This window comes from Stenotrophomonas sp. STEN035, assembly GCF_056759935.1.
The window spans coordinates 1-25,019 of record NZ_JBRRDY010000025.1 but is presented as its reverse complement, the minus strand read 5'-3'; the positions used below and the strand labels follow the sequence as shown (position 1 = coordinate 25,019).

The 25,019-nt window shown below is 63.0% G+C and carries 20 protein-coding genes; 15 read left to right on the top strand and 5 right to left on the bottom strand.

Features of this window, described 5'->3' with window-relative positions; genetic code table 11:
- Positions 1-4 precede the first annotated feature (4 nt).
- On the top strand, positions 5-772 hold the full coding sequence (gene bioH / locus ACVOLL_RS13935) for a pimeloyl-ACP methyl ester esterase BioH (protein ID WP_481513440.1): 768 nt from the start codon (positions 5-7) through the stop codon (positions 770-772).
- 98 nt (positions 773-870) lie between these two features.
- On the top strand, positions 871-1,758 hold the full coding sequence (bioC, locus tag ACVOLL_RS13930; protein ID WP_481513439.1) for a malonyl-ACP O-methyltransferase BioC: 888 nt from the start codon (positions 871-873) through the stop codon (positions 1,756-1,758).
- A 224-nt stretch (positions 1,759-1,982) separates the two neighbouring features.
- Here the strand turns inward: bioC and ACVOLL_RS13925 are convergent, their stop codons facing one another.
- On the bottom strand, positions 1,983-2,591 hold the full coding sequence (locus ACVOLL_RS13925) for a YdcF family protein (protein WP_481513438.1): 609 nt from the start codon (positions 2,589-2,591) through the stop codon (positions 1,983-1,985).
- The gene (locus ACVOLL_RS13920; RefSeq protein WP_481513437.1) at positions 2,588-3,550 is read right to left on the bottom strand and encodes a pyridoxal-phosphate dependent enzyme; all 963 of its coding nucleotides are present in this window, start codon (positions 3,548-3,550) and stop codon (positions 2,588-2,590) included. The genes ACVOLL_RS13925 and ACVOLL_RS13920 overlap by 4 nt, the downstream gene beginning before the upstream one ends.
- A gap of 144 nt (positions 3,551-3,694) precedes the next feature.
- On the opposite strand from ACVOLL_RS13920, the gene ACVOLL_RS13915 reads away from it, so the two are divergent.
- The 10 genes from ACVOLL_RS13915 (at position 3,695) to ACVOLL_RS13870 (ending at position 15,711) form a co-directional block, all read left to right on the top strand.
- Complete coding sequence (locus ACVOLL_RS13915) at positions 3,695-4,309, top strand: hypothetical protein (protein WP_481513436.1); 615 nt, start codon at positions 3,695-3,697, stop codon at positions 4,307-4,309.
- Positions 4,310-4,800: 491 nt separating this feature from the next.
- The gene (gene mnmG, locus ACVOLL_RS13910; protein WP_481513435.1) at positions 4,801-6,690 is read left to right on the top strand and encodes a tRNA uridine-5-carboxymethylaminomethyl(34) synthesis enzyme MnmG; all 1,890 of its coding nucleotides are present in this window, start codon (positions 4,801-4,803) and stop codon (positions 6,688-6,690) included.
- 331 nt (positions 6,691-7,021) lie between these two features.
- Complete coding sequence (locus ACVOLL_RS13905; RefSeq protein WP_481513434.1) at positions 7,022-7,561, top strand: gamma carbonic anhydrase family protein; 540 nt, start codon at positions 7,022-7,024, stop codon at positions 7,559-7,561.
- Between the two features lie 78 nt (positions 7,562-7,639).
- On the top strand, positions 7,640-8,560 hold the full coding sequence (locus tag ACVOLL_RS13900) for a DUF2167 domain-containing protein (RefSeq protein WP_481513433.1): 921 nt from the start codon (positions 7,640-7,642) through the stop codon (positions 8,558-8,560).
- 183 nt (positions 8,561-8,743) lie between these two features.
- The gene (locus ACVOLL_RS13895; protein ID WP_481513432.1) at positions 8,744-9,439 is read left to right on the top strand and encodes an RDD family protein; all 696 of its coding nucleotides are present in this window, start codon (positions 8,744-8,746) and stop codon (positions 9,437-9,439) included.
- Entirely contained in the window at positions 9,436-10,428 is a 993-nt protein-coding gene (locus ACVOLL_RS13890) for a stage II sporulation protein M (RefSeq protein ID WP_481513431.1), read from the top strand. The genes ACVOLL_RS13895 and ACVOLL_RS13890 overlap by 4 nt, the downstream gene beginning before the upstream one ends.
- The gene (locus tag ACVOLL_RS13885) at positions 10,418-12,007 is read left to right on the top strand and encodes a DUF4129 domain-containing protein (protein ID WP_481513430.1); all 1,590 of its coding nucleotides are present in this window, start codon (positions 10,418-10,420) and stop codon (positions 12,005-12,007) included. The genes ACVOLL_RS13890 and ACVOLL_RS13885 overlap by 11 nt, the downstream gene beginning before the upstream one ends.
- Complete coding sequence (locus ACVOLL_RS13880) at positions 12,004-13,152, top strand: DUF4350 domain-containing protein (RefSeq protein WP_481513429.1); 1,149 nt, start codon at positions 12,004-12,006, stop codon at positions 13,150-13,152. The genes ACVOLL_RS13885 and ACVOLL_RS13880 overlap by 4 nt, the downstream gene beginning before the upstream one ends.
- A complete protein-coding gene (locus ACVOLL_RS13875; RefSeq protein WP_481513428.1) occupies positions 13,149-14,174 on the top strand; it encodes an AAA family ATPase in 1,026 nt (341 codons plus the stop codon). Before ACVOLL_RS13880 ends, ACVOLL_RS13875 begins: the two co-directional genes overlap by 4 nt.
- 238 nt (positions 14,175-14,412) lie before the next feature.
- Positions 14,413-15,711: a DUF58 domain-containing protein gene (locus ACVOLL_RS13870; RefSeq protein WP_481513427.1), complete on the top strand. Its 1,299-nt coding sequence runs from the start codon at positions 14,413-14,415 to the stop codon at positions 15,709-15,711.
- Positions 15,712-15,883: 172 nt separating this feature from the next.
- Here the strand turns inward: ACVOLL_RS13870 and ACVOLL_RS13865 are convergent, their stop codons facing one another.
- Positions 15,884-17,071: a glutathionylspermidine synthase family protein gene (locus tag ACVOLL_RS13865; protein ID WP_481513426.1), complete on the bottom strand. Its 1,188-nt coding sequence runs from the start codon at positions 17,069-17,071 to the stop codon at positions 15,884-15,886.
- Between the two features lie 4 nt (positions 17,072-17,075).
- Complete coding sequence (locus ACVOLL_RS13860; protein ID WP_481513425.1) at positions 17,076-17,642, bottom strand: DUF1190 domain-containing protein; 567 nt, start codon at positions 17,640-17,642, stop codon at positions 17,076-17,078.
- 507 nt (positions 17,643-18,149) lie between these two features.
- On the opposite strand from ACVOLL_RS13860, the gene ilvD reads away from it, so the two are divergent.
- On the top strand, positions 18,150-19,988 hold the full coding sequence (gene ilvD, locus ACVOLL_RS13855; RefSeq protein ID WP_481513424.1) for a dihydroxy-acid dehydratase: 1,839 nt from the start codon (positions 18,150-18,152) through the stop codon (positions 19,986-19,988).
- Positions 19,989-19,997: 9 nt separating this feature from the next.
- Here ilvD and ACVOLL_RS13850 read toward each other — a convergent pair whose 3' ends face one another.
- Positions 19,998-21,023 (bottom strand): integron integrase, encoded by a 1,026-nt coding sequence (locus tag ACVOLL_RS13850; RefSeq protein ID WP_481513423.1) that lies wholly within the window; start codon positions 21,021-21,023, stop codon positions 19,998-20,000.
- Positions 21,024-22,803: 1,780 nt separating this feature from the next.
- Between ACVOLL_RS13850 and ACVOLL_RS13845 the strand changes: the two genes are divergently transcribed.
- Together ACVOLL_RS13845 and ACVOLL_RS13840 are read left to right on the top strand one after the other, a co-directional pair.
- Positions 22,804-23,169 carry a hypothetical protein gene (locus tag ACVOLL_RS13845; RefSeq protein WP_481513422.1) on the top strand — a complete coding sequence of 122 codons (366 nt, stop codon included), beginning with the start codon at positions 22,804-22,806 and terminating at the stop codon, positions 23,167-23,169.
- 1,050 nt (positions 23,170-24,219) lie between these two features.
- Positions 24,220-24,468, top strand: a complete 249-nt coding sequence (locus ACVOLL_RS13840) for a hypothetical protein (protein WP_481513421.1) — start codon at positions 24,220-24,222, stop codon at positions 24,466-24,468.
- Positions 24,469-25,019: the final 551 nt, after the last annotated feature.

Sequence of the window (25,019 nt, the reverse complement as noted above, 5' to 3'; positions counted from 1 at the left end):
CGCCATGCATATCCACGTCACCGGCAGCGGACCGGCATTGGTCCTGATCCACGGCTGGGCACTGCATGGCGGCATCTTCGCGCCGCTGGTGGAACGTCTTGCACCGCACTTTGAACTGCATGTGGTCGACCTGCCCGGCCATGGCCACAGCCGCGACGACAGCACGCCCTTGCGCCTGCCGTATCTGGTCAACGCCATCGCCATCGCCACCCCGGCAGCAGTGTGGTGCGGCTGGTCGCTGGGCGGATTGGTTGCACTGCATGGTGCAGCAACGCTGCCGCAGGTGCGCGGACTGGCGATGCTGGCGGCCACGCCGCGCTTCGTCCGTGATGCGGATTGGCCCAACGCGGTGGAGCCGGTGGTGTTCGAACAGTTCGGCCGCGATCTGGAACAGGATTACCGCGGCACCCTGGAGCGCTTCCTCGCGCTCGACGTGATGGGCTCGCAGCACGCCCGCAGCGAACTGCGCACCCTGCGCGATGCTCTGGTCGAACGCGGCGAACCGGCCCCGCGCGCCCTGCACGAAGGCCTGACCCTGCTGGAGCGCAGCGACCTGCGCGGCAGCCTGCCCAGCCTGCACAAACCCGGCCTGTGGATAGGCGGCCAGCGCGACCGGCTGGTGCCGTCCAAGGCCATGCACCAGGCCGCCGCATTGGCGCCGGCAGGCCTGCACAACGCCCACACCATCGACGGCGGAGGCCACGCCCCGTTCCTTGGCCACGCCGATCACGTTGCCGGGCTGCTGCAACAGTTTGTTGCTGGCTGCGCGTGAGCGGTTACGCGGCCATTGGTGTTGGCTGGCCGATGATGTCGCCGGCCGCCTGAACACCGCAGCGCTCCCATCCTGAATTACGAAGCCGAATCACCGCCATGTCTTCTCTGTTCGATCCAAAACATGTCCGCCGCGCCTTCTCGCGCGCCGCCAGCAGCTACCGCGCCGCCGCCGTGCTGCAGCAGGAAGTGGCCAAGCGCCTGCTGGAGTCGTTGGACTACCTGGAAGACCGGCAACCGCAGGTGGTGTTGGATGTCGGCAGCGGCCCGGCCCACGCCACCGCGGCGATGAAGAAGCGCTGGCCGAAGGCGCAGGTGATCGCGCTGGACCTGGCCTTGCCAATGCTGGCCGAGGCCAAGAAGCAGGCCGGCTGGTGGCGCCCGTTCTCGCGCGTCTGCGCCGACGCCCGCGCCCTGCCGCTGGCCGATAACAGCGTCGACGTGATCTACAGCAACCTGTGCCTGCAGTGGGTGGAAGACCTGCCGGCGGTATTTGCCGGTTTCCGCCGCGTGCTCAAGCCCAATGGCCTGCTGGTCTGTTCAACGTTTGCCCACGACACGCTGGTGGAGCTGCGACAGGCCTTTGCGCAGGCCGATGACACCTCGCATGTCAGCCACTTCGTGCAGATCGCCCAGTTCGGCGACGCCTTGATGATGGCTGGCTTCCGCGATCCGGTACTGGATCGCGACATGTTCACCCTCACCTATGACGACCTGCCGACGCTGATGCGCGAGCTCAAGGCCATCGGCGCCACCAACGCCATGCACAACCGTCGCCACACCCTGACTGGCCGCAGCCGTTTTGCGGCAGCACGCGATGCTTACGAGCCGATGCGTCGCGCTGACGGCAAGCTCCCGAGCAGCTGGGAAGTGGTGTATGCGCATGCCTGGGCACCGGCACCGGGCGCGCCGATTCGCGAGCAGGGGCAGGATGTGGCGAGCGTACCGTTGTCGGCTATTCCGATTCGACGGAAGACGAAGGAATAGGGACAGGGGAAGATGCTGCTCCGTAGTGCCGAGCCATGCTCGGCAGGGGCTTTACCAGCGAAAAACTGCCCTCACCCCACCCCCTATCCCGCAGGCGGGAGAGGGGCTAAAGCGACAGTGCCGAGCCATGCTCGGCAGTGGCCTTGCAGACAATCCAGCGGACAGTGCGCCAGCTTCGCGGCTCACGCCGCTCCCACACGAACGGGGAGCGCGTGCCGAACCGCTCAAGCCCCTTTTACAAACAGGTCGCGGTGGAAGAAATACACTTCCTGCAGCAGGAAACGCCAGCTGGTGTGGAAACTGCGGAAGCGCGTACTCGGTGTGGACGACGCCAATGCATCAATCCCCAACTCGTTCGATAAGCGCAGCGCGCGCGCCATGTGCAATGGATCGCTGACCACGATCACCTTGTGCATGTCGTGCTTGGCCATCACCTGCTTGGCTTCGACCAGATTCTGCCGGGTGGTGCGCGAGCGGGTTTCGATCAGGATGTCTTTGCTCGGAATCGCCTGCTTCAACGCATAACGCCGTGCCACCTGTGATTCGGAGAAGCGCGCGCCCGTACCGCCAAAGCCGCCAGTGAAAATCAACTTCGGTGCATAGCCCTGCCGGTACAGATCAAGGCCATGGCGGATGCGCTCTTCAAATACCGGCGAAGGCTTGGCGTCATAGGCCGCTGCGCCGAGCACGATGATGGCATCGGCAGGCGCGGCCTGGTCGCGGTCACCCACCCAGATGATCCACGCCGCCACGCCCAGCACCCACAGCAGCAGCAACACACACAAGCGCCACAACCATCCCATCAACCCCGTGCGCCGAACAGCTGCCTTCATGCCTGCACCCAGGGCAAGGCATCCAGATCCACATTGCCACCGGACAAAACCAGCCCCACCGTGCGCCCGGCAAAGCGCTGCGGCTGGGCCAGCACCGCAGCCAGGGTGATCGCCGAGGACGGCTCGACGGTCTGCTTCATCACCTGCCAGATCAAGCGCATCGCGGCCACGGTATGGGCATCGTCCACGCTGATTACCTGTGCCGCGCCGTGCAGCAACGCGAAGTTGGGCGCACCCAGCGCGCCGCGCAGGCCGTCGCATAGCGTATCCGGCACGAAATCGATCAAACGCTCACCCGCAGCCAGCGAACGTGCGGTATCGGCAGCACCGGCCGGCTCGGCCAGCACCAGCTCGCAGTTCGGCAGCAGCTGCTGCATCGCCAGCAGGCTGCCGGCCGCAAGGCCGCCGCCGCCGACCGGCACCACCAGTACATCCAACTGCGTGCCGGCCTGACGAATCAGCTCCAGCACAGCCGTGCCTTGCCCGGCGATTACCCGCGGGTCGGTATAGGGATGAACCAGCGTCGCCCCGGTTTCCCGCTGTACGCGCAGACATTCAGCTTCGCGTGCGGCCTGGGTTGGCGCGCACCGCCACAACGTGGCCTGGTTGCGTTCGATATTGGCCAACTTGGCCGCCACCGCACCTTCGGGCACCACCACATGGCAGGGAACTCCGCGCGAGCGTGCCGCCAGCGCCAGTGCGGCACCGTGGTTGCCCGAAGAATGTGTCACCACCCCGTGGCTGGCGTGCTCCACATCCAGCGACCACACCGCGTTGCAGGCCCCGCGGAACTTGAACGCGCCGCTGCGCTGCAGGTGTTCAGCCTTGAAGTGCAGGCTGGCGCCGGCCAACGCATCCAGCGCGCGTGAGCGCAGCACCGGGGTGACCGTCGCATGGGCGGCAATCCGCGCCGCCGCTGCCAGAACCTCGGCAAATCCGGGCAAAGGGAGTTCATTCATGGTGAAAGGTTAGCCCAGGCCCCGGGCCTGCGACCATCTCATCTGCGCACACGTTGTATGTTCAGCCATGTAGACGCGAATTAAGGGCCGATTCAACGCCGCGGCCCGAAGCTGGATGCCATACCCACGAGGGGGGGATTTTTTATGATCAAGCGCCTGATTATTTCCACCGGCCTGCTATTGGGCCTGTCTGGCTGCGCCACTTACGACTACGTAGGCGGCAGTTCGGGCGGCTATTACCACGGCTCCCCCTCGGTGCAGTACAGCTATCCGTATGGTTACCCGGACCGTGGCTACGGCTACGGCGGTTATGGCTATGGCAGCGGCTATTACGGCTACGGCAGCTATGGCTACCCGGTCTACCGGCCCAACTACAACCGCCCGCGCCCGCCGTATCACGGCAACGGGCAGCGTCCGCCAGGCCATGGCAATCGGCCGCATCCCGGTGGTGACGGTGATCACAACCATGGCGGCAACCGTCCGCGTCCGCCGGGCAACGGCAATGGTGGCAACGATGGCCGTCCAACCCGCCCACCGCCGGTCAATGGCGGCGGCAACAAGTCGCCGTGGCGTGACCTGGACAATCTGAGCCGGCCGCCGCGTGCCAACAACCAGCCGATGCAACGGCCACAGCCCATGCAGCAGGCAATGCAGCGACCACAGGCGTCTGCTCGTCCGGCTATTCAGGCACGGCCGATGCCGGCACGACAGCCGTCACAAACCCGTGAAGCGCGCGGAGTCAGGAACCAGGAACCATAAAAAGGTTGCAATTGCCGTAAATGCAGGCATTCTTGGTCCTACGGGTGACCGCTTGCGTCGCATAGTGACCTAAACCGGTCTCGCCCAGACAGCTCAATGTCGATGTCCGTCAGGAAATCTGGATCCCCCCTGTTCCGGCCCTGTCGGGCATCGGCGCCTACAAAGACAAAGCCCCGGCCTAGGCCGGGGCTTTGTCTTTTAACGCTTTCCCGCCAAGGCGGGCCTTGCTGGATTGCAAGGCCGGTAGTCCCCCGACTACCGGCCCCCTGCTACCCCAACGTACGCTTCGGTCGGCCCCTGTTCCAATTCCGACCTTGTTGCGCCTATGTCGCATGCCACGTTGGGTGCAATGTATTAACTGCAGGTTGCGTGCCAACTTTAGGGTTGATGCGTACCTGATTGCGCTTGGCAGTAAAATCACCACACACGCCGTCGTACCGTGGGAATCCCCCGCCGACGGACTTCACACTTTCTTGACCGATCTCACGCCCATGAGCGACTCCTTCTACCGTTACGACGTCATCGTCATTGGCGGCGGCCACGCTGGCACCGAAGCAGCCCTGGCTGCTGCGCGTGGCGGCGCCCGCACCCTGCTGCTGACCCACAACGTCGAAACCGTTGGCGCGATGAGCTGCAACCCGGCCATCGGCGGCATCGGCAAGGGCCACCTGGTCAAGGAGATCGACGCGCTCGGTGGCGCCATGGCACATGCCGCCGACCGCGCCGGCATCCAGTGGCGCACACTCAATGCCTCCAAGGGCCCGGCCGTACGCGCCACCCGTTGCCAGGCCGATCGCAACCTGTACCGGATGGCGATCCGCGGCATCGTCGAGTCACAACCGAACCTGACCGTGTTCCAGGCCGCCGTGGATGATCTGGTGATTGAAGGCGACGCCGTGCGTGGCGCCATCACCCAGACCGGCCTGACCTTCCACGCTGCCGCCGTTGTGCTGACCGCCGGCACCTTCCTGGCCGGCAAGATCCACATCGGCGAAACCCAATACACCGCTGGCCGCATGGGCGACCCGCCGGCGACCACGCTGGCCGCACGCCTGCGCGAGCGCCCGTTCGTCATTGATCGCCTGAAGACCGGCACGCCGCCGCGTATCGATGGCCGTTCGCTGGATTACAGCGTGATGGACGAGCAGCCCGGCGACGATCCGCTGCCGGTGATGTCCTATCTGGGCGACGTCAGCGAGCATCCGCAACAGGTGAGCTGCTGGATCACCCATACCAGCGAGCGCACCCACGACATCATCCGTGGCGCCCTGCACCGCTCGCCGCTGTACAGCGGCCAGATCGAAGGCATCGGCCCGCGTTACTGCCCGTCGATCGAAGACAAGGTGGTGCGCTTCGCCGAGAAGAACAGCCACCAGATCTTCGTCGAGCCGGAAGGCCTGGACGTGGTGGAGATCTATCCCAACGGTATTTCCACCTCGCTGCCGTTCGACGTGCAGCTGGAACTGGTGCGCAGCATCCGTGGTTTCGAACAAGCGCATATCACCCGCCCCGGCTACGCGATCGAGTACGACTTCTTCGATCCGCGCGGCCTGAAGAACACGCTGGAAACCCGTCAGGTCAACGGCCTGTTCTTCGCCGGCCAGATCAACGGCACCACCGGCTATGAAGAAGCCGGTGCGCAGGGCTTGTTGGCAGGCATCAACGCCGCCTTGTTCGTGCAGGGCAAGGACGGCTGGTGCCCGCGTCGCGACGAAGCCTATATCGGTGTACTGGTCGACGACCTGATCACCCACGGCACCAGCGAGCCCTACCGCATGTTCACCAGCCGCGCCGAATACCGGCTGCAGCTGCGCGAAGACAATGCCGACACCCGTCTGACCCCGACCGGCCGCAAGCTTGGCCTGGTCGACGACCGCCGCTGGTCCGCGTTCGAAACCAAGCAGGCCGCCGTTGCCAGCGAGAGCGCACGCCTGCGCGGCATCTGGGCAACGCCAGGCAATGCGCTGGGCCGCGAAGTTGCCGAAGCAACCGGCGTGGCAGTCAGCCGCGAAACCAATGTGCTGGACCTGATCAAACGCCCGGAACTGGATTACGCCAAGCTGATGCAGGTGCCCTCACTCGGACCAGGCGTCAATGATGCGCGCGTGGCCGAGCAGGTGGAAATCAGCGTCAAGTACGCCGGCTACCTGGACCGCCAACGCGATGAGATCGAACGCCAGCAGCGGCATGAGAACACCGCAATTGTCGAAGGTTTCGACTTTGCCTCGGTGCGTGGCTTGTCGGCTGAGGCACTGCAGAAACTGGAGCGCGTGCGCCCGCAGACCATCGGTCAGGCACAACGTATTCCGGGCATGACGCCGGCGGCGATTTCACTGCTGCTGGTGCATCTGGAGCGGGCGCGACGCGGCAAGGTGGCTTGAGGTTCTGATTTGGGTTGTTGGTGGTAGGAGCCCAGGAGCTTTACCCCTCGCCAACCCTCCCCTGCGCTTCGCGCAAGGGAGGGGGCAAAAGCGGCGCTCCGCCAGCGGAAAGAACACGCGAAACAGCTCCCTCCCTTGCGCGAAGCGCAGGGGAGGGTTGGGGAGGGGTGCCTTTCGCGAACATCCCAACGTCGCCCAGACCACATCAATGCATCCCTACTGCATCTGATTTCCAGACAACGCCTCAAGCGCCTGAAGCCCGCCACGCAAAGCCGCTACCAAGCCGCGCGCTATCATGCGCATCAACGCCCCACCGACTTTGAGTTCCAGCATGCCCGCACTCCGCCCCTTCCTGGATAAAACCCCCACCCTCGGCGAGCGCGTCTATATCGACGAGGCCTGCACCATCATTGGCGATGTGCAGATTGGTGATGATGCGTCGGTGTGGCCGTGCACGGTGATCCGTGGTGATGTGAACCATGTGCGTATTGGTGCGCGTACCAATGTGCAGGACGGCACCATCATCCATGTCAGCCACGACAGTCCTTACAACAAGGGTGGCTACCCGACCCTGATCGGCGAAGGCGTTACCGTTGGCCATGGCTGCATCATCCACGCCTGCACCATCGGTGATTACTGCCTGATCGGCATGGGCGCCTGCATCCTCGATGGTGCGGTGATCGAGGCCAATGCCTTCATCGCCGCCGGCGCGGTGGTTGGCCCGGGCAAGGTGGTGCGCAGTGGCGAACTGTGGGCTGGCAATCCGGCACGGCTGATGCGCCAGCTCAGCGAGAAGGATATCGAGGGCCTGCGCTATTCGGCCGATCACTACGTCAAGGTCAAGGACCAGTACCGCGGCATGCAGGGCTGAGCGAGCAGGCATTGTCGGTACCCGCCTCGCGGGTGCACACTGCCGGCCTTGGCGTGGGGACGCCTTCGAGGGTTTGACATGAAGTCGATGCGAATCGTGGCGCAGCGTCTGTTGGCGGCTGTGGCACTGCTGTGTGTGGTTTGCTTTGCCGCCTCCGCCCAGGACGCTGCCCAGGAAGAACAGGGCATGAGCGCAGAGCAGTTCGAGCAATCGCTGCATTTCCGTAGCGGGCAGATCGAGGTTCCCGAGGCGCGGGCCCACTTCAATTTGAATGACGAGTTCCGCTATCTGGACAAGGCTGACGCGCGCCGGGTGCTGGAGGACATGTGGGGCAACCCGCCCGATGACAGCGTGCTGGGCATGATCGTGCCGCGCAGTCCGGGCTTGAGCGAACAGGACGGTTGGGCGGTGGTTGTAACCTGGTCCGACGATGGCTACGTGTCCGACGAAGATGCCAGCAAGATCGACTACGCTGACATGCTCAAGACCATGCAGGCCGAGACCCGCGACAGCAACCCGGAGCGCATCAAGGCCGGCTATGGCTCGCTCGACCTGGTGGGCTGGGCGGTGCCGCCCCGCTACGAGGCAGGCAGCAAGAAGCTCTATTGGGCACGCGAGCTGGCCTTCAACGACCAGCCCGATCACACCCTCAACTACGACATCCGCGTGCTTGGCCGCCACGGCTACCTGAGCTTGAATGCCGTTTCCGGCATGTCCGAGCTGGCAACCGTGCGCGAAGGCATGGACAAGCTGCTGCCGATGGCCGAGTTCGACCAGGGCGCACGTTATGCCGATCACAACCCCAGCACCGACAAGGTCGCCGCCTATGGCGTGGCTACCCTGATCGGCGGTGGGCTGGCGGCCAAAGCCGGGCTTTTTGCCAAGCTAGGCCTGTTGTTGGCCAAGTTCTGGAAGCTGCTGTTGATCGGCGTGCTGTTCTTCGGTGCCGCCATCAAGAAGCTGTTCGTGCGTGGCGACGACAACCGCACCGTGCGTTGAGGCTTGCCGCAACCAGCCCACTGTTGCCGGCAGTGGGCTGGGTTTTCACGCTGCCGCCAGCTAAAGTCAGCACTCTGATAAGGACGTAGCAGAGACACGAATGCCACAGGCATCCGTCCGGGCCGGACTCCGGGCTTCCATCCGCCGCATGCAGCACCAGCACTTGTTGCTGGAGCCACTGCAATGAACACAGCGCGGCCGATGCTGGACACCTATCGCGAGGTCATCACGCCTGAAGGCGTGCCCCTGCAACTGCCCGCTGCCGGTCCGGTGCCGCGTGCCCTGGCCTGGCTGATCGACCTGTGCGTGCGCTTTGGCGTGCTGATGGTGATGAGCCCGTTGCTGGTCGCACTGGGTGAGCTCGGCCAAGGCATCTACCTGGGCTTGATGTTCCTGATGTTCTGGGCCTACCCGATCGTGCTGGAGGTGTGGCTCGGCCGCACCTTGGGCAAGAAGGCATTGGGCCTGCGCGTGGTCGCCCGCGACGGCGCACCCTTGGGCTGGATGGCGGCGATCGTGCGCAACCTGCTACGCACCGTCGACGCGCTGCCGTTTGGTTACGCACTGGGCCTGGTCACCTGCCTGTTTGATCCGCATGGCCGTCGCCTCGGCGATCTGGTTGCCGGTTCCCTGGTGATCCATACCGCGCCGCGTCCGGTTACGCCGCCGGCCCGCATCGATACCGCACTTGCGCCGCCGCTGCCCTTGCAACCCAACGAACAGGCCGCGCTGATCGCCTATGCCGACCGCGCACCGGCGCTGTCACCCGGACGCCAGCGTGAACTGGCCGACATCGTCAGCGGTCTGAGCCAGGAGCGCGGCCAGGCCGGCGTAGTGCGCTTGTATGCAATGGCCAACTGGTTGCTGGGGCGGCGATGAGACAGGAACAGTTCGTCACCCGCTATCAGCGCGAATGGCAGCAGTTCGAGGACTGGCTGCAACGCCGTGGCGAGCGCTCACGAAAAGAGCGGCGCAGCATCGACCCTGACTTATTGGGCGATGAGACCATTCCGCAACGCTACCGTCGCCTCTGCCAGCAGCTTGCCTTGGCGCGTCGTCGTGGTTATAGCCCGCAGCTGGTGGAACAACTGCAGCAGCTGATGCAGCGCGGCCACAACCTGCTGTACCGCACACCGGCACCGCGCTGGCAGCGTGCGCTTGAATTCCTGTTCGCTGATTTCCCAAGCACCGTGCGCAGCCAGGCCGGGGCGATGTGGGTGGCCTGCGCGCTGTTCGTGATTCCGCTGGTCGGCATCTTCGTGCTGTTGCAGTACAAGCCTGAGCTGATCCACATGCTGCTGGACCCGCGCCAGGTCGCGCAGATGGAAAAGATGTACGACCCCGCCGCCGACAATCTGGGTCGCGACAGCGGCACCGACTGGGCGATGTTTGGCCACTACATCATGAACAACATCAGCATTGGCCTGCGCACCTTTGCCAGCGGCTTGTTGGCCGGTATCGGCACCATCCTGGTATTGCTGTTCAATGGCATCACCATTGGCGCGGTGGCCGGGCATCTGCAGCAGATAGGCTCAGGTGATCCGTTCTGGCGCTTTGTGGTCGGCCACGCGCCGTTCGAGCTGACCGCCATTGTGATTGCCGGCGGTGCGGGCCTGCAGCTGGGCTTGCGCCTGCTGGCACCGGGTCGCAAACGTCGCATCGATGCACTGATCGAAGGCGGCGTGATTGGTGCACGGCTGTGCCTGGGCGTGGCCTTCATGCTGCTGGTGGCCGCCTTCATCGAAGCGTTCTGGTCCTCGATCGCGTGGGTGCCGATGTGGGGCAAGCTCAGCGTGTCTGCCGTACTGTGGACGGTAGTGCTGCTGTGGCTGTGGCGCGGCGGGCGTGGAGGTGATCATGCGGATTGATCAGCTCGATGTCGCACTGCGGGCGCGTTCGCAATGGGAAGCGATGGAGCTGGGTACGGCCCTGGTGCGCCGCCACGCAGCGGCGATCTGGAAGCCCTGGATATTGCTGACCCTGCCCGTGTTTGCCCTGCTCAACCTGCTGGGCTGGTGGCTGGACAACTTCTGGGTGTCCAGTTTCATCCTGTGGTGGCTCAAGCCCGCGTTCGAGCGCATACCGCTGTATGTGATTTCGCGCGGCGCGTTTGGTGCCGAGCCCACTACCGGCCAAACCCTGCGCGCGCAATGGAACTGGGGCTGGCGCGGTCTCGGCGCCTACCTCGGCTGGCGTCGGCTCAGCCCTGCGCGCTCGCTGCTGATGCCGGTCGATCTGCTGGAAGGCGGCGACGCCAGCCAGCGGCGCGGACGCCGACATGCACTTGGCGGTGCCGCCTATGGCCACGCCTCCCTGCTCACCTGGGTGTGCTGGCATTTCGAGGCGATGCTGCAGCTTGCCGGTGTCGCCCTGGTCTTCATGTTCGTGCCGGTGGAACTGCTGTCCGAATCACTGCGCGCCACCTGGGAACTGATTGGGGAGGACACCCCGGCTTGGGCATGGGTAGGCTTCAACCTGCTGGCATGGCTGGCCATGACCTTGATCAGTCCGTTCTACAGCGGCGCCGGCTTTGGCCTGTATCTCAACCGCCGCACCCAGCTGGAAGCCTGGGATGTGGAGATCGCCTTCCGCCGCCTGCGCGAACGCCTGGCAGGCATGGCACCCATGCTGGTGTTGTTGCTGGCCGTGTTCGCGCTGCCATCACTGCAGGCGCGGGCGCAGGATCCTGCAGACACGGATGGCGGCAACAGCCACCACAACCACAAAGCCGCAGTGCAGGCAGAAGCTGCCCCAGCCAGTACAACCACACCGCAACAGCTGTTCGGTGCCACACCAGCCGATACCGCCGGCTTCCGCCAGGCCGCTGCACGCGCCTATGAGGATCCGCAGCTGGGCGCCAAGCGCAACGTCACCCGCTGGGTGAGGAAGGACTCGGACAAGACGCGCGATCCCAAGGAAGACGCAGACCGTCCCGATGCAGGTCCAATCTTCAACGCCATCGCCAAGGCGGTGGCGTTGATCGGCGAGAGCATCCTGTGGATCCTGCTCGGCGTACTGCTGGTGGTACTCGCGCTCACCGCACGCTGGTGGCTGCCGTGGTTCCGCGGCGATGGCCGCAGTACCCGCGAGGAGCAGGCACCGGCAACCCAGGAGGCGCTGCTGCTGCCTGAAGTACTGCCACCCAACATTCTCGGCAGCGCGCGGCAACTGTGGCGCGACGGCAAGCCGCGGCATGCGCTGGCGTTGCTATACCGTGCTTCGGTTGAAGTGCTGGTCGAACGCGGCAATGTGATCCTGCCACCCGGCGCCACCGAAGCGCAGTGCCTGCGTGCATCACGCAAGATGCCGCAGGAAGCCGACCGCAGCCTGTTCGCGCGCATGGTGCGCACCTGGCAGTACGCCGCCTATGCCGGCCGCCTGCCCAGCGATGACGAGTTCGAAACGCTGACCAAGGAGCTGCAGCAGCAGTACGGGTGGCCGGCATGAACGCTGCCCTGCGTAACTCGCTGATCATCGTGTTGCTGTTGCTGGCGGCGCTGATTGGATTCTGGTTCGTGCGCAACTTCGAGCGGGCCAGCGAAGAGATCACCCTGCCCGCTTACGGCGAGCCGACCTACAACGCGCTGTATGCGCTGCGCGAAACCCTGATCCGCGATGGCAGCAAGGCTGAAACCCGCCGCCAGCTTGATCTGCCGGCCATGCAACTGCAGCCGGGCGATACTGTGTTGATGCGCGATGACCCGCGCCTGCTCACGCAGGCACAGGTGGAAAGCCTGCTGGACTGGCTGCAATTTGGTGGCCACCTGCTATTGCAGGCGCCCGACGCCGACGAAGACCTCGATGGCAACGAACAAGGCCTGCTGGAACGCCTGGGCGTGGTCACCAGTGAAGTCCCGGCGCGTTGCCAGATCTGGCAGGTGCCCGGCCAGGAATCGCACAACGAGTTCTGCAGCGGCAACCGCTTCACCCTCGCCGAGAAGGCCCGCGCCGAGCACCGCTGGGCCGATGCCGGCGACGATGGCACGCTGGCCTATGCCCGCCTGCGTTACGGCCTGGGGCGGGTGGATGTACTGGGCAGCATGGACTTCCTGCTCAATGGCGGTGGCGAACGCGACACCGGCCTGCGCGACATCCCGCACCGCGATCTGGCCCGGCTGGTGCTGGCACCCAATTACGGCAAGGGCATCACCCACCTGATCTACGCGATGGAACTGCCATCGCTGTGGAAGACGCTGTTCCAACGCGGCTGGCCGGTGTGGGTGCCGTTGTTGCTCGCGCTGCTGGCGTGGCTGTGTATGCGCTGCCAGCGCTTCGGCGCGCTGCTGCCCTCGCCGCGCGAAGACCGCCGCTCGCTGCTGGAACACGTGCGCGCCAGCGGCGAACACCTGCACCGCTACCGCAAGTCACCGCTGCTGTATGACGCAGTACGCCAGGCCTTCCTCGCCCGACTGCGCCGCCGTGCACCGGTGGCCGCCGCATTGAGCGGCGATGCCCAGGCACAAGCCATTGCCGATCATCTGCAATGGCCGATGAGCCGCGTGCAGACCGCCTTGCAGATTCCCCCTTCGCAGGACGACATCGCCCTGCGTGACCGTATCCGCTTGCTCATCCAGATGAGAAACCAGCTATGACCGACGAGCTCACTCCGCCCGCCCTCCCCGGCGATGCACCCGCGCCGACGCCTGCTCCGGCGCCGTTCAATACGGACCTGATTGAACGCGTCGAACGCATCCGCGAAGCAGTTGGCCATGCCTTCATCGGCCAGAGCGATGTGCTCGACCAGATCCTGATCGCCTTGCTGGCCGGCGGCCATGTACTGATCGAAGGCGTGCCCGGACTCGGCAAGACGCTACTGGTCCGCGCCCTGGCGCAGGCACTGGAGTTGGACTACGCGCGCGTGCAGTTCACTCCGGACCTGATGCCCAGCGACGTCAGCGGCCACGCCGTCTACGATCCTAAGACCGAGAGCTTCAAGATCCGTCGCGGCCCGGTCTTCACCAACCTGCTGTTGGCCGACGAAATCAACCGCGCCCCGGCCAAGACCCAGTCCGCATTGTTGGAAGTAATGCAGGAAGGCCAGGTCACCATCGAAGGCAAGGCTTTCGCGCTGACTCCCCCGTTCCTGACCATGGCCACGCAGAACCCGGTCGAACAGGAAGGCACCTATCCGCTGCCGGAAGCACAGCTGGACCGCTTCCTGCTGAAGGTGCTGATCGACTACCCACAGCTGGAAGACGAGAAGCAGATGGTGCAGGCCATCACCACTGGCCGCACCGCCAGCGACTTCAACCTCACCCAGGTACCGCGCGTCCTCAGCGGTGCCGATGTGGTGGAGCTACAGAAGGCGGTTGCCGCAATCACCGTTGACCCGCAGGTGATTGATTACGCCGTGCGCATTGTCGCGGCGACCCGCAAGTGGCCAGGTATCGCCCTGGGCGCAGGCCCACGCGGCAGCATCGCGCTGGTGCGCGCCGCCCGCGCACAGGCCGTACTTTCCGGTCGTGACTTCGTCACCCCGGACGACGTGCGCGAGATCGCCAAGCCGGCACTGCGTCACCGCATCGCGCTGGCCCCGGAACTGCAGATCGAAGGCCAATCCGCCGACGACGCCCTGACCGCCCTGCTCGCCAAGGTGGAGGCGCCGCGCAAGTGAGCAAAACGGCAACAAGCGCCAGCACGCCAAACGAAGCCCTTGCCTTGGCCCCTGCACGCGTAGCGCACCGGAGCGGTTTGGTGAGGGCACCTGTTGCTTCGGCTTCGGCTTCGGCTGCTGATCTTGCTCCCTCCCTTGCGCGCGCAGCGCGGAGGGGAGGGTTGGGGAGGGGTGCTTCGGTTTTTGCTTTCGCGCGTCCATGCCAAGCGCAAAATCTCCAAACAACCAGGGCCACGCAGTGAGACCCGCTCCCCTACTGATCACCCTATTGGTGCTCTGGAGCCTGCTAGGCCTGCCAGTCGCCCTGCACTACCTGCCCATGCAGGCATGGACCATCAGCGCCGCGGCAATTGCCCTGCTCGCCCTGATTGACCTCGCATTGCTCTGGCGCAAACCCAGCCCGCAGGTGCGTCGCGAACTACCCGACTCCCTCGCCCTGGGTGTCGAACGTGAGACATGGCTGCAACTGGATTCCTACGGCAAGCAGCGCGTCGACATATTCGACCTGCTGCCCGATGGCTGGAACAGCGACGGCCTGCCGCGCCGGTTGAAACTGGGCAAAGCCAGCGAAACGCGTTTCAGCTACCGCTTCACCCCAAGCAATCGCGGCACCTTCGTGTTTGATGGCGTGCACCTGCGCCTGCATTCACCGCTGCACCTGTGGTGGCAGCAACGCACCGTAGGCACACCGCAGACCGTGCGTGTTTATCCCAATTTTGCCCCACTCACCCGCTTCGCCCTGCTCAGCGCGGAGATGGCATCACGACTGGTAGGCGCGCACCTGAAGCGGCGTCGCGGCGAAGGTACCGATTTCCATCAGATGCGCGAGTACCGCGTCGGCGACAGCCTGCGCCAGATCGACTGGAAGGCTACCTCACGTGCGCGCAAGCTGATTTCACGCGAATACCAGGACGAAAAGAACCAACAGCTGGTGATGATGATCGACACCGGCCGGCGGATGATGGCCGACGAAGGTGGCCTGTCGCATTTCGACCATGTACTCAACGCATCGCTGGTGGTGTCGTATCTGGCGTTGCGCCAGGGCGACGGCGTAGGCCTGTTCGCCAGTGGTGGTGACAGTCGCTGGGTAGCACCAAAACGCGGCATGGGCGCGATCGACAGCCTGTTGCGTGCCAGCTACGACCTGCAGCCCAAGCCGGTGGCTACCGACTATCTTGCTGCGGCCACCGAGTTGTCGCTGCGGCAATCGCGGCGCAGCCTGGTGATGCTGGTAACCAACGTACGCGATGAAGACATCGAAGACCTGCTGGCCGCCGTGCGCCTGCTGCAGAAACGGCATCTGGTCTGCGTGGCCAGCCTGCGCGAACGCGAACTGGACCAGGCACTGACGCGCGAAGTGGAAACCGTGCCCGAGGCGATACAGGCCGGCGCCATTGCCGCCTACCTGCAGCAGCGCAGCGACGCCCATGAAGCGCTGCGCAGCCATCGGGTGATGGTATTGGACGTCACGGCAGAAGAGCTACCGGCAGCATTGGTGGAACGCTATCTGGCAGTGAAGCGCGACGGCCTGCTATAGCCCATTTGTCCCGGCTTCGCGGCTCACGCCGCTCCCACAAAAAACGGGTCATGTAGTGCCGAGCCATGCTCGGCAGGGGCTTCATCGGTAGAGCCTCAGCCGAGCATGGCTCGGCTCTACAGACATCATCGGCTTCGCGGCTTACGCCGCTCCTACAAAAAAACACAACCGCTTACAGATAGATCCGGGTGGTGCCCTGCGGCGCATCATCAATGATGGCGTGCGGCAGAAAACGAGCACTGTCGCGGGTGATGCGGCTATTGTCTTCGCGAATGCCAACACCACAGGCGCGGTCACCCACGATCCAGCTACCAACCAACGGGTAATTGCCATCAAACACCGGCAAGGCATGGAACGCCTGACGAATGCTCGGTCCGTTGTACGGCCCTTCGCTTTCCTGCCAGCTACCGTCGCTCATGTGCATCGCCACGTTGGCACCTTCGCGCGAATGCAGTGGCTTGCGCACCCAACCGGCCGGCAAGGCACTGCCATCGTCGAAGTAGGACTCCAGCAGATTCGGGTGGCCGCGATGGCGCTCCCACAACAACGGCAGGATGCCCTTGTTGCTCAGCACTGCCTTCCACGCGGGCTCCAGCAACTGCACACCCGAACGCGGCAAGGCTGCGCCGAACTCTTCGCGCATCAGGTCTTCCAGCGGGTACAGCTTGAACAGGCTGCCGATCACCACGTCATCCAGATCGGTGAAGCGGCCGTCGGCCGACAAGCCGATATCTTCGATCGCAATCGCCGCCGCGTGCAGCCCGGCCTGTGCCGCGCAATCACGCAGATAAGCCACCGTGCCCTGGTCTTCCTCGGATTCGCCAACCGCACTGAAATACAACGGCGGTGGCAGGCGTGAGGTCAACTCGGCAAAACGCTCAACCAAGGTCTCGTGGATGGAGTTGAACTGATCGGCCTGCTGCGGCAGCACGCCACGGTTGCGCTGGTCTTCCAACCACTGCCACTGAAAGAACGATGCCTCGTACAACGACGTCGGCGTGTCGTAGTTCAGTTCGTACAGCTTTGCCGGGCCATTGCCGTCGTAGGCGAAATCCAAACGGCCATACAGATGCGGATCACGCCGGCGCCAGCTTTCGGCGATCCAGTCGCGGAACGCCTCGGGGATGGCCAGCTGCGCCATCAGCGCTTCGCTGCCCACCACCTCGCCAACCAGATCCATCGCCATCGCATGCAGCTCGGCGCTGGGGTCTTCGATATCGTTTTCGATCTGGCGCAGGGTGAAAGCGTAGTACGCGCTTTCATCCCAGTACGGCGCACCGTCGATGGTGTGGAAGCGGAAGCCCGCCTCCGCAGCACGGGCCTTCCAGTTACCACGTTCGGCAATTGCAACGCGCTTCACTGCATCAACCGCCTGCGCTGCTGCGGCCGCCGCTACGCGCGCCAAAACCACCTCGGCTGGCGGTGACGGCACGGTTCGGGGTGGCGTTGACCGGCGCCAGGCCAGCCTTGCCGGCACCAATGCCGCTACCGGTGTTCAAACCGCCTGTACCGCCCGGTGCGGCCGGCTTGGCCCAACCATTGGCCTTGTCCTTGAACGCCGGCTGCGATGCCGGCGGTGCGGCCACGGCGCCACGGCTGCCGTTGAGCATCTGCGACATGAAGAAGCCCATCATCATCGGGCCAATGAACGAGGTGCCGGCGCTGGTCTGCTGCTGCACGCACTGCTCGGCCGGGTATTCCTTGGCGCACTCTTCCTTGCTGGCGTATTTGGGCGCAGCATCGGCGGATTGCTTCTGCGCGGTGGCAAACGCCTCGCGGCAGCTGGACGGATCGCCGGTCGCTTCGCTGCAGGCTTCCACCGAGGTGTACAGCCCTTCCTGCGTCTGCACGGCCTCTTCCTTCTGGCAGGCGGTCAGCAGCAGCGGCACGGCGCTCATCAGCACCAGTGCGGTGGCCTTGGATCGCTTCATGGTCGGTTCCCCGTCAATTTGATTCCCAATAATGCCCGATGAGGGCTGCAAGGCGGAAACCGGAAAACTCCTGAAACTGAATCGGTTTTCAGCTGGTGCGGGGGAAGCCTTGGGGTGGCTGGGGTTTGGGTATTTCTTTGCTTGCGTAGATATTCAGCGCGCGGGCGCTGTTGATGCTTTGGAAGATCAAAATCCAGAGCACCCCTCCCCAACCCTCCCCTGCGCTGCGCGCAAGGGAGGGGGCTGTCTGCTGCGCTCGTTCAGACCACGAGCAAGCCGCCTTTACCCCTTCCCTTGCGCGCAGCGCAGGGGAGGGTTGGGGAGGGGTGCTTTTGGCTTCGCTTGGCCCCGGCCCTTCCACCAACCCGGCCAAGCAACCTCCAGCCCCCAACCAACTGCCCCATTCCACCTTCAAACCACCACAAACCAATGGTTGCAGCTGCAACCGGGAACTTCATGCAGAATCAATCGCACTGCACTTCTGCACGACCGCCCCGCTCGCTCGCCATGCCTGATTACCGCTCTAAAACCTCCACCGCTGGCCGCAACATGGCCGGCGCCCGCGCCCTGTGGCGTGCCACCGGCATGACCGATGGTGACTTCCACAAACCCATCGTCGCGGTGGTCAATTCCTTCACCCAGTTCGTGCCTGGCCACGTGCACCTGAAGGACCTCGGCCAGCTCGTGGCCCGCGAGATCGAAGCGGCCGGCGGCGTTGCCAAGGAATTCAACACCATCGCCGTGGATGACGGCATCGCGATGGGCCATGACGGCATGCTGTACTCGCTACCCAGCCGCGAGATCATCGCTGACTCGGTCGAATATATGGCCAATGCCCACTGCGCCGATGCGCTGGTGTGCATCTCCAACTGCGACAAGATTACCCCGGGGATGTTGATGGCCGCGCTGCGCCTGAACATCCCCGCCGTTTTCGTTTCCGGCGGCCCAATGGAAGCCGGCAAGACCAAACTGGCCGACCACAAACTCGACCTGATCGACGCGATGGTTGCAGCAGGCGACGACAAGGTCAGCGACGAACAGGTGGCCGCGATCGAACGCAGCGCCTGCCCAACCTGTGGTTCCTGCTCGGGTATGTTCACCGCCAACTCGATGAACTGCCTGACCGAAGCACTGGGCCTGTCGCTGCCGGGAAACGGCACCGTGGTGGCCACGCACAGCGACCGCGAGGCGTTGTTCAAGCGCGCCGGCCGATTGATCGTCGAGCTCTGCCATCGCTGGTACGGCGGCGAAGAAGCCAACGTGCTGCCGCGCGGCATCGCAACGTTCGAAGCCTTCGAGAATGCGATGACGCTGGATATCGCCATGGGCGGCTCCACCAACACCATCCTGCATCTGCTGGCCGCTGCCCAGGAGGCCGAAGTGGCCTTCGACCAGCGCGATATCGATCGCCTGTCACGGCGCGTGCCACAGCTGTGCAAAGTGGCCCCGAACACGCAGAAGTACCACATCGAAGACGTGCACCGCGCTGGCGGCATCATGGCCATTCTCGGCGAGTTGGCGCGCGGCGGCCTGCTGCATACCGACGCATCCACCGTGCACAGCCGCAGCCTGGGCGATGCCATCGCGCAATGGGATGTCACCCAGACCCAGGACGCGGCGGTACATCAGTTCTACAAGGCCGGCCCTGCCGGTATTCCAACGCAGGTTGCTTTCAGCCAGTCCACGCGTTGGCCGTCGCTGGATATGGACCGTGCTGAAGGCTGCATTCGTGACGTTGCCCATGCGTTCTCCAACGAAGGCGGCTTGGCCGTGCTGTACGGCAATCTCGCCGCCGATGGCTGCGTGGTGAAGACCGCCGGCGTGGACGAATCCATCCATGTGTTCGAAGGCAATGCCCGCGTCTATGAAAGCCAGGACGCCGCAGTGAAGGGCATCCTCGGCAATGAGGTGCAGGCTGGCGACGTGGTGGTGATCCGCTACGAAGGGCCCAAGGGCGGCCCGGGCATGCAGGAAATGCTGTACCCAACCAGCTACCTGAAATCCAAGGGCATGGGCAAAGCCTGCGCCCTGCTCACCGACGGCCGCTTCTCCGGTGGCACCTCCGGCCTGAGCATCGGCCATTGTTCGCCAGAAGCAGCCGCAGGCGGCACCATCGGCCTGGTCCGCGACGGCGACCGCATCCTGATCGACATCCCGCAGCGTGGCATCAACCTGCTGGTCGACGATACTGAGCTCGCACGTCGCCGCAGTGAACAGGATACCAAGGGCTGGAAGCCCGCGGAAGCGCGTCCGCGCAAGGTCACCACAGCGTTGAAGGCATATGCCCTGCTCGCGACCAGTGCCGACAAGGGCGCGGTGCGCGACAAGGCACTGCTGGACGGCTGATCACTGCCTTCACGCCGGGAGTGGCGGCACTCCCGGCAGCCGGTCCAAGGGGCTGAGCAGACCGCCTGCACCCCGCCCAAGCACGTGCGTGTAGATCTGGGTGGTAGTGACATCCTTGTGCCCAAGCAGTTCCTGCACAGTACGGATGTCATGCCCAGCTTCCAATAGATGCGTCGCAAAGGAGTGGCGCAAGGAATGGCAGGTTGCGGGCTTCGTGATGCCTGCAAGGGCCCGTGCCGATTTCACCGCATGCTGCAACGGCTCTTCGCTGACGTGATGCCGCCCGATTGCCCTGGTTCGCGGATCGGTAGACAGCCGCGCAGAAGGGAACAGGTACTGCCAACCCGGTTCTGCGTTTGCATTTGGATACTTGCGTGCCAACGCATACGGCAACTGAACCCGACCCCTTCCTTCGTCGATATCGGTGCGGAGTATCAGCAGCGCCCGCTCGCGTTGCCGCAGCAGGCGCTCACAGAGCGAGATGGGCAGCGGCACACGTCGGTCCTTGTTGCCCTTGCCACTACGCACACATATCTCGTTGCGTCCGAAATCCACGTCTTTGATGCGAAGCCGAACACACTCCATCAAGCGCATGCCGGTGCCGTACAGCAGTTGCGCCATCATCCCCGTTTGCCCCTCAGGAATGGCTTGCAGCAGACGCGCAACCTCGTCCGGTGACAGAACAACCGGAAGGCGACGCGGTTGCTTGGCGCGCACCACCTGATCCAAGCGCGGCAGCTCCATGTCCAGCACCACGCGGTAGAGAAACAGCAACGCCGACAACGCTTGATTCTGGGTAGAAGCCGACACGTGTCTCACCGTCGCCAGGCGGGTCAGAAACTCCCCAACTTCAACTACACCAAGCTCCTGCGGATGGCGTTTGCCATTGGCAAGGATGAAACGCCGTATCCAGCCAACGTAAGCCTGCTCGGTACGCAAGCTGTAGTGCCGGACCCGGATATGCTCCCTGACTCGATCCAGCAATCGTTGGGGTTTAGCCGCTTTTACGCCTGCTGAGACAGGGGTGTATTCCATATGACGCCTTCCGGGCGGCAATAAAGTTGAAGCTTGATATGGCGATGCGGGCTGGAGAATCTCGTAAGCCATTGTTTCTTTGTGAGAATCTTCCGATTTAAAACCGAAGAAGAAGTGGGCATACTCGGTTTTACGCCGCTTTTAGGCGGTCTACTAAGAGTTAGAGGTCACTCATGTCATCCGGACTGCCGCAGCAGGAGTTTGAGATCGGAGACCCAGTCGAGGTGCTGATAAATCAACGCAACAGCACAACTCGCACGGGTCTGATTGCTCGTGCCATCTGGCACCACAAAGACGCCTGCTACAACTACTACTTAGAGGTAGACGGAGGACAGGTGTCAAAGCGCTACTTTGCCGATGACTTGGCGCGGGTGCCCTCTAACAATTCATTCAGGCCGAACCCGCTGCGCGGGTCGGCTTAATTCCAGAGTTAGGCATGCCGAAAACGCGCACCGGAGCCGAAGTAGCTGCAGGCATGTTGGTGTCAGCGGTCCAGAAGGAATGGGGTTCAGAGCTGGGCACCTCAGCCGCAGATACCACGGAGCATGTCCTAAGTCTCGCGCACGAATTGCTTCGAGCTAGCAAAGCCGGAAACCTCAATAGCGCATTGAGCTCGGCTACCGTCCCCCAGTTCCTCGGAGAGTTATGGGTCATGCGACACCCAGCAATTCAGCCCGCAGCCCAAAGACTTGAATCCTTTGTAGTTCGAGATCAGGATGCCTAACAGTTCATTCAAGCCGAACCCGCTTCGCGGGTCGGCTTAATTCCAGAGTTAGGCCTCATGGCAGATCACGCCACGACTGATAGCACTGGCCAATCAGTACATGTAGGTGCGGTTATCCGCATTACCCATCTGCAGGAGTCCACCACCAGATACCTGTCGCAACCTGAGAAGGATCGCGTTCTATCCATGATAGGCGAGGCCTTCAAAGTGTATGAAGTAGATCAGTGGGGACGCGCCTGGGTGGAAAAGTTCTGGTATGAGGGGCAAGACGTAGTCGATTCGCACTCCCTGGGGCTAGAACCTCAGCAAATTCTGATGGTGCAAAATGGGGCCTAACAGTTCATTCAAGCCGAACCCGCTTCGCGGGTCGGCTTAATTCCAGAGTTAGGCGTCATATTGGAGAACGGAACCCGCATGGCAAAGACCGCTTTAGCCCTATTGGTTGCTCTTTCCGCCATTCCAATGATGGCATTTGCCAGCGATAGTCCTTACAGCGCAGGCTATGCTGCGGGTTACAGGTTCGGGGGTTACATTGGGCAAGTCGCAAGCGATGTTGGTCCGTACCTCGGTCTATTCGCGTGCGCAGTAGCCATTTTTCAACTTCGTTTTCGCAAGCGCAGGCCTCCTCGCACTGGCAGCAAAGAGGCCTAACAGTTCATTCAAGCCGAACTCGCTTCGCGAGTCGGCTTAATTCCGGAGTTAGGCCTCTAGATGAGCGACGACACAAGCAAATACCTGGCTGATCTCGATCTGTCTCGACTTCCGGACCATGCAGGCCCGGTACTAATCGCGCTTGGTCAGTTCAATAGCGGCGAGTCAGTTACCTCCAGCTGTCCCAGGTGTGGCGCGCCAATTTCAGTAGAGGCCCGAGGCAATCCCCCCTGTGCGTGGGTACACTCCTGTCCTTGCGGCACATGCAGTGGATCATTTCGTGGGCTCTAGCATTGCCAAAGGCCTGCAGCCACGCTGTTCTGCTGCGAGGCCTAACGGTTCATTCAAGCCGAACTCGCTTCGCGAGTCGGCTTAGTTCCAGAGTTAGGCGGCTAGGGGAGTTTCATGAGGATCACAATCCTGTGTATCGGGATCGTCCAATTGGCCGCAGGCATACTGCAGCTATGGTTCGTCCTGTGGGCCGGAGAGGCCTCACTTCATCTCGGATCACCCATCCGTAACCGCGGCGACATCTCTCATTGGATTGCCGATCAATCGCAACAATCCGCAGCATCCTATCTACATGAGGCGACGCTTCAAATTATCGACACATTGCGATTGAGCCTGGACGTTCATTTGCTTTTCGGCGCACTTCTCCTTGCGCTCGGCTGTGCAACGCTCTGCATCTACTTTCTTAGCGCTCAGCGCCTGCATCCCGGGGCGCCGCCTAACAATTCATTCAAGCCGAACCCGCTGCGCGGGTCGGCTTAATTCCAGAGTTAGGCCTCATGACTGAAACTTGGCCGTTTGATCAAGATCGCGACGTAGCAACGATCACTACCCGACAGGTGCTGCAAGAAGGAGCTCCAGTTCTCGTGGTGATCCACTACTCCGATGATCACTCTTGGGCATTCCTAGGAGCCGACTCGCCCTCTAGCAATGACGCACGAGTGGTCGGTATGGGAGAGATCGTTGACATGGATAGCTCCCTCCTGACCATTGCGGACCTTCGTCCTGGATGGGTGGCCGAGCGGAATACAGTTCATGACAGCTGGCACACCAGACAGGACCGTGAGGCCTAACAGCTCATTCAAGCCGAACCCGCGACGCGGGTCGGCTTAATTCCGGAGTTAGGCGGCGGTGTGTTGGTTGGCTGGCCCTTCTCCTTTCGGCAGCAACATCGGCAAGTCACTGGTCGGCTCCGGGTAACAGTTCCAATTGTTCCCGGAATAGCAAGCTCGCCATTTCGTCTTACGCCTCACTGCTCTGCCGCAATCATTTCATCGCACTTCGGCGGCAGCGCTCGGCAAGGTTTCCCGGGCAAGCTCCATCCCGCGAGCTGTGGCATGATCGGTTCGCGTTGGGTTGCACAAGCAAGACAGTATTGGTCAGGGCGGTAGTTGGCCACAGCCGCCTAACAGTTCATTCAAGCCGACGCCGCTTCGCGGCGCGGCTTAATTCCAGAGTTAGGCATGCCGAAAACGCGCACCGGAGCCGAAGTAGCTGCAGGCATGTTGGTGTCAGCGGTCCAGAAGGAATGGGGTTCAGAGCTGGGCACCTCAGCCGCAGATACCACGGAGCATGTCCTAAGTCTCGCGCACGAATTGCTTCGAGCTAGCAAAGCCGGAAACCTCAATAGCGCATTGAGCTCGGCTACCGTCCCCCAGTTCCTCGGAGAGTTATGGGTCATGCGACACCCAGCAATTCAGCCCGCAGCCCAAAGACTTGAATCCTTTGTAGTTCGAGATCAGGATGCCTAACAGTTCATTCAAGCCGAACCCGCTTCGCGGGTCGGCTTAATTCCAGAGTTAGAGGTCACTCATGTCATCCGGACTGCCGCAGCAGGAGTTTGAGATCGGAGACCCAGTCGAGGTGCTGACAAATCAACGCAACAGCACAACTCGCACGGGTCTGATTGCTCGTGCCATCTGGCACCACAAAGACGCCTGCTACAACTACTACTTAGAGGTAGACGGAGGACAGGTGTCAAAGCGCTACTTTGCCGATGACTTGGCGCGGGTGCCCTCTAACAATTCATTCAAGCCGAACCCGCTGCGCGGGTCGGCTTAATTCCAGAGTTAGGCGGCACAGCAGACATGATCGCAACTCTAATCATCGCACTTCTTGCTACTGGCACGGCGACTGTGCCTGTCACTGAGCGACCAGCGCTTGAATGCAACATTGGACCTGCCGTGAAACAATTCGGAGGCAATGACTGGCTTGTGTATGGCTGTGCTGACGGCCATTCCGTAGTAGTCACTGCCGGCGCGCCCAATCCCGCTGCTCCGTTCGTCTTTATCCTTACCCCGGACGGTGGCGGCGGCATTGCACTTCACGGCGAAGGTACTGGGGCCAAGTCCGCTACCGAGCCCGCATATGACAGTCTCAGCAAGATGTCCGACTCAGATCTGGCCACGCTCTTCCAGGAGGCTAGTCGGGCCTATGGGCGGTAAGCTGCCGCCTAACAATTCATTCAAGCCGACGCCGCTTCACGGCGCGGCTTAATTCCGGAGTTAGGCGGCGGTGTATTGGTTGGCTGGCCCTTCTTCTTTCGACAGCAACATCGGCAAGTCACCGGTCGGCTCCGGGTAACAGTTCCAACTGCTCTTGGCAGCGGCAAG

What these genes read in the sequence shown, in the direction of transcription:
- mnmG (WP_481513435.1), top strand. Translation starts at nt 4,801, where the DNA reads ATGAGCGACTCCTTCTACCGTTACGACGTCATCGTCATTGGCGGCGGC.
- bioH (WP_481513440.1), top strand. Translation starts at nt 5, where the DNA reads ATGCATATCCACGTCACCGGCAGCGGACCGGCATTGGTCCTGATCCAC.
- ACVOLL_RS13875 (WP_481513428.1), top strand. Translation starts at nt 13,149, where the DNA reads ATGACCGACGAGCTCACTCCGCCCGCCCTCCCCGGCGATGCACCCGCG.
- ACVOLL_RS13840 (WP_481513421.1), top strand. Translation starts at nt 24,220, where the DNA reads ATGTCATCCGGACTGCCGCAGCAGGAGTTTGAGATCGGAGACCCAGTC.
- bioC (WP_481513439.1), top strand. Translation starts at nt 871, where the DNA reads ATGTCTTCTCTGTTCGATCCAAAACATGTCCGCCGCGCCTTCTCGCGC.
- ACVOLL_RS13860 (WP_481513425.1), bottom strand. Translation starts at nt 17,642, where the DNA reads ATGAAGCGATCCAAGGCCACCGCACTGGTGCTGATGAGCGCCGTGCCG.
- ACVOLL_RS13905 (WP_481513434.1), top strand. Translation starts at nt 7,022, where the DNA reads ATGCCCGCACTCCGCCCCTTCCTGGATAAAACCCCCACCCTCGGCGAG.
- ACVOLL_RS13850 (WP_481513423.1), bottom strand. Translation starts at nt 21,023, where the DNA reads ATGGAATACACCCCTGTCTCAGCAGGCGTAAAAGCGGCTAAACCCCAA.
- ACVOLL_RS13885 (WP_481513430.1), top strand. Translation starts at nt 10,418, where the DNA reads ATGCGGATTGATCAGCTCGATGTCGCACTGCGGGCGCGTTCGCAATGG.
- ilvD (WP_481513424.1), top strand. Translation starts at nt 18,150, where the DNA reads ATGCCTGATTACCGCTCTAAAACCTCCACCGCTGGCCGCAACATGGCC.
- ACVOLL_RS13925 (WP_481513438.1), bottom strand. Translation starts at nt 2,591, where the DNA reads ATGAAGGCAGCTGTTCGGCGCACGGGGTTGATGGGATGGTTGTGGCGC.
- ACVOLL_RS13915 (WP_481513436.1), top strand. Translation starts at nt 3,695, where the DNA reads ATGATCAAGCGCCTGATTATTTCCACCGGCCTGCTATTGGGCCTGTCT.
- ACVOLL_RS13890 (WP_481513431.1), top strand. Translation starts at nt 9,436, where the DNA reads ATGAGACAGGAACAGTTCGTCACCCGCTATCAGCGCGAATGGCAGCAG.
- ACVOLL_RS13845 (WP_481513422.1), top strand. Translation starts at nt 22,804, where the DNA reads ATGAGGATCACAATCCTGTGTATCGGGATCGTCCAATTGGCCGCAGGC.
- ACVOLL_RS13920 (WP_481513437.1), bottom strand. Translation starts at nt 3,550, where the DNA reads ATGAATGAACTCCCTTTGCCCGGATTTGCCGAGGTTCTGGCAGCGGCG.
- ACVOLL_RS13880 (WP_481513429.1), top strand. Translation starts at nt 12,004, where the DNA reads ATGAACGCTGCCCTGCGTAACTCGCTGATCATCGTGTTGCTGTTGCTG.
- ACVOLL_RS13895 (WP_481513432.1), top strand. Translation starts at nt 8,744, where the DNA reads ATGAACACAGCGCGGCCGATGCTGGACACCTATCGCGAGGTCATCACG.
- ACVOLL_RS13900 (WP_481513433.1), top strand. Translation starts at nt 7,640, where the DNA reads ATGAAGTCGATGCGAATCGTGGCGCAGCGTCTGTTGGCGGCTGTGGCA.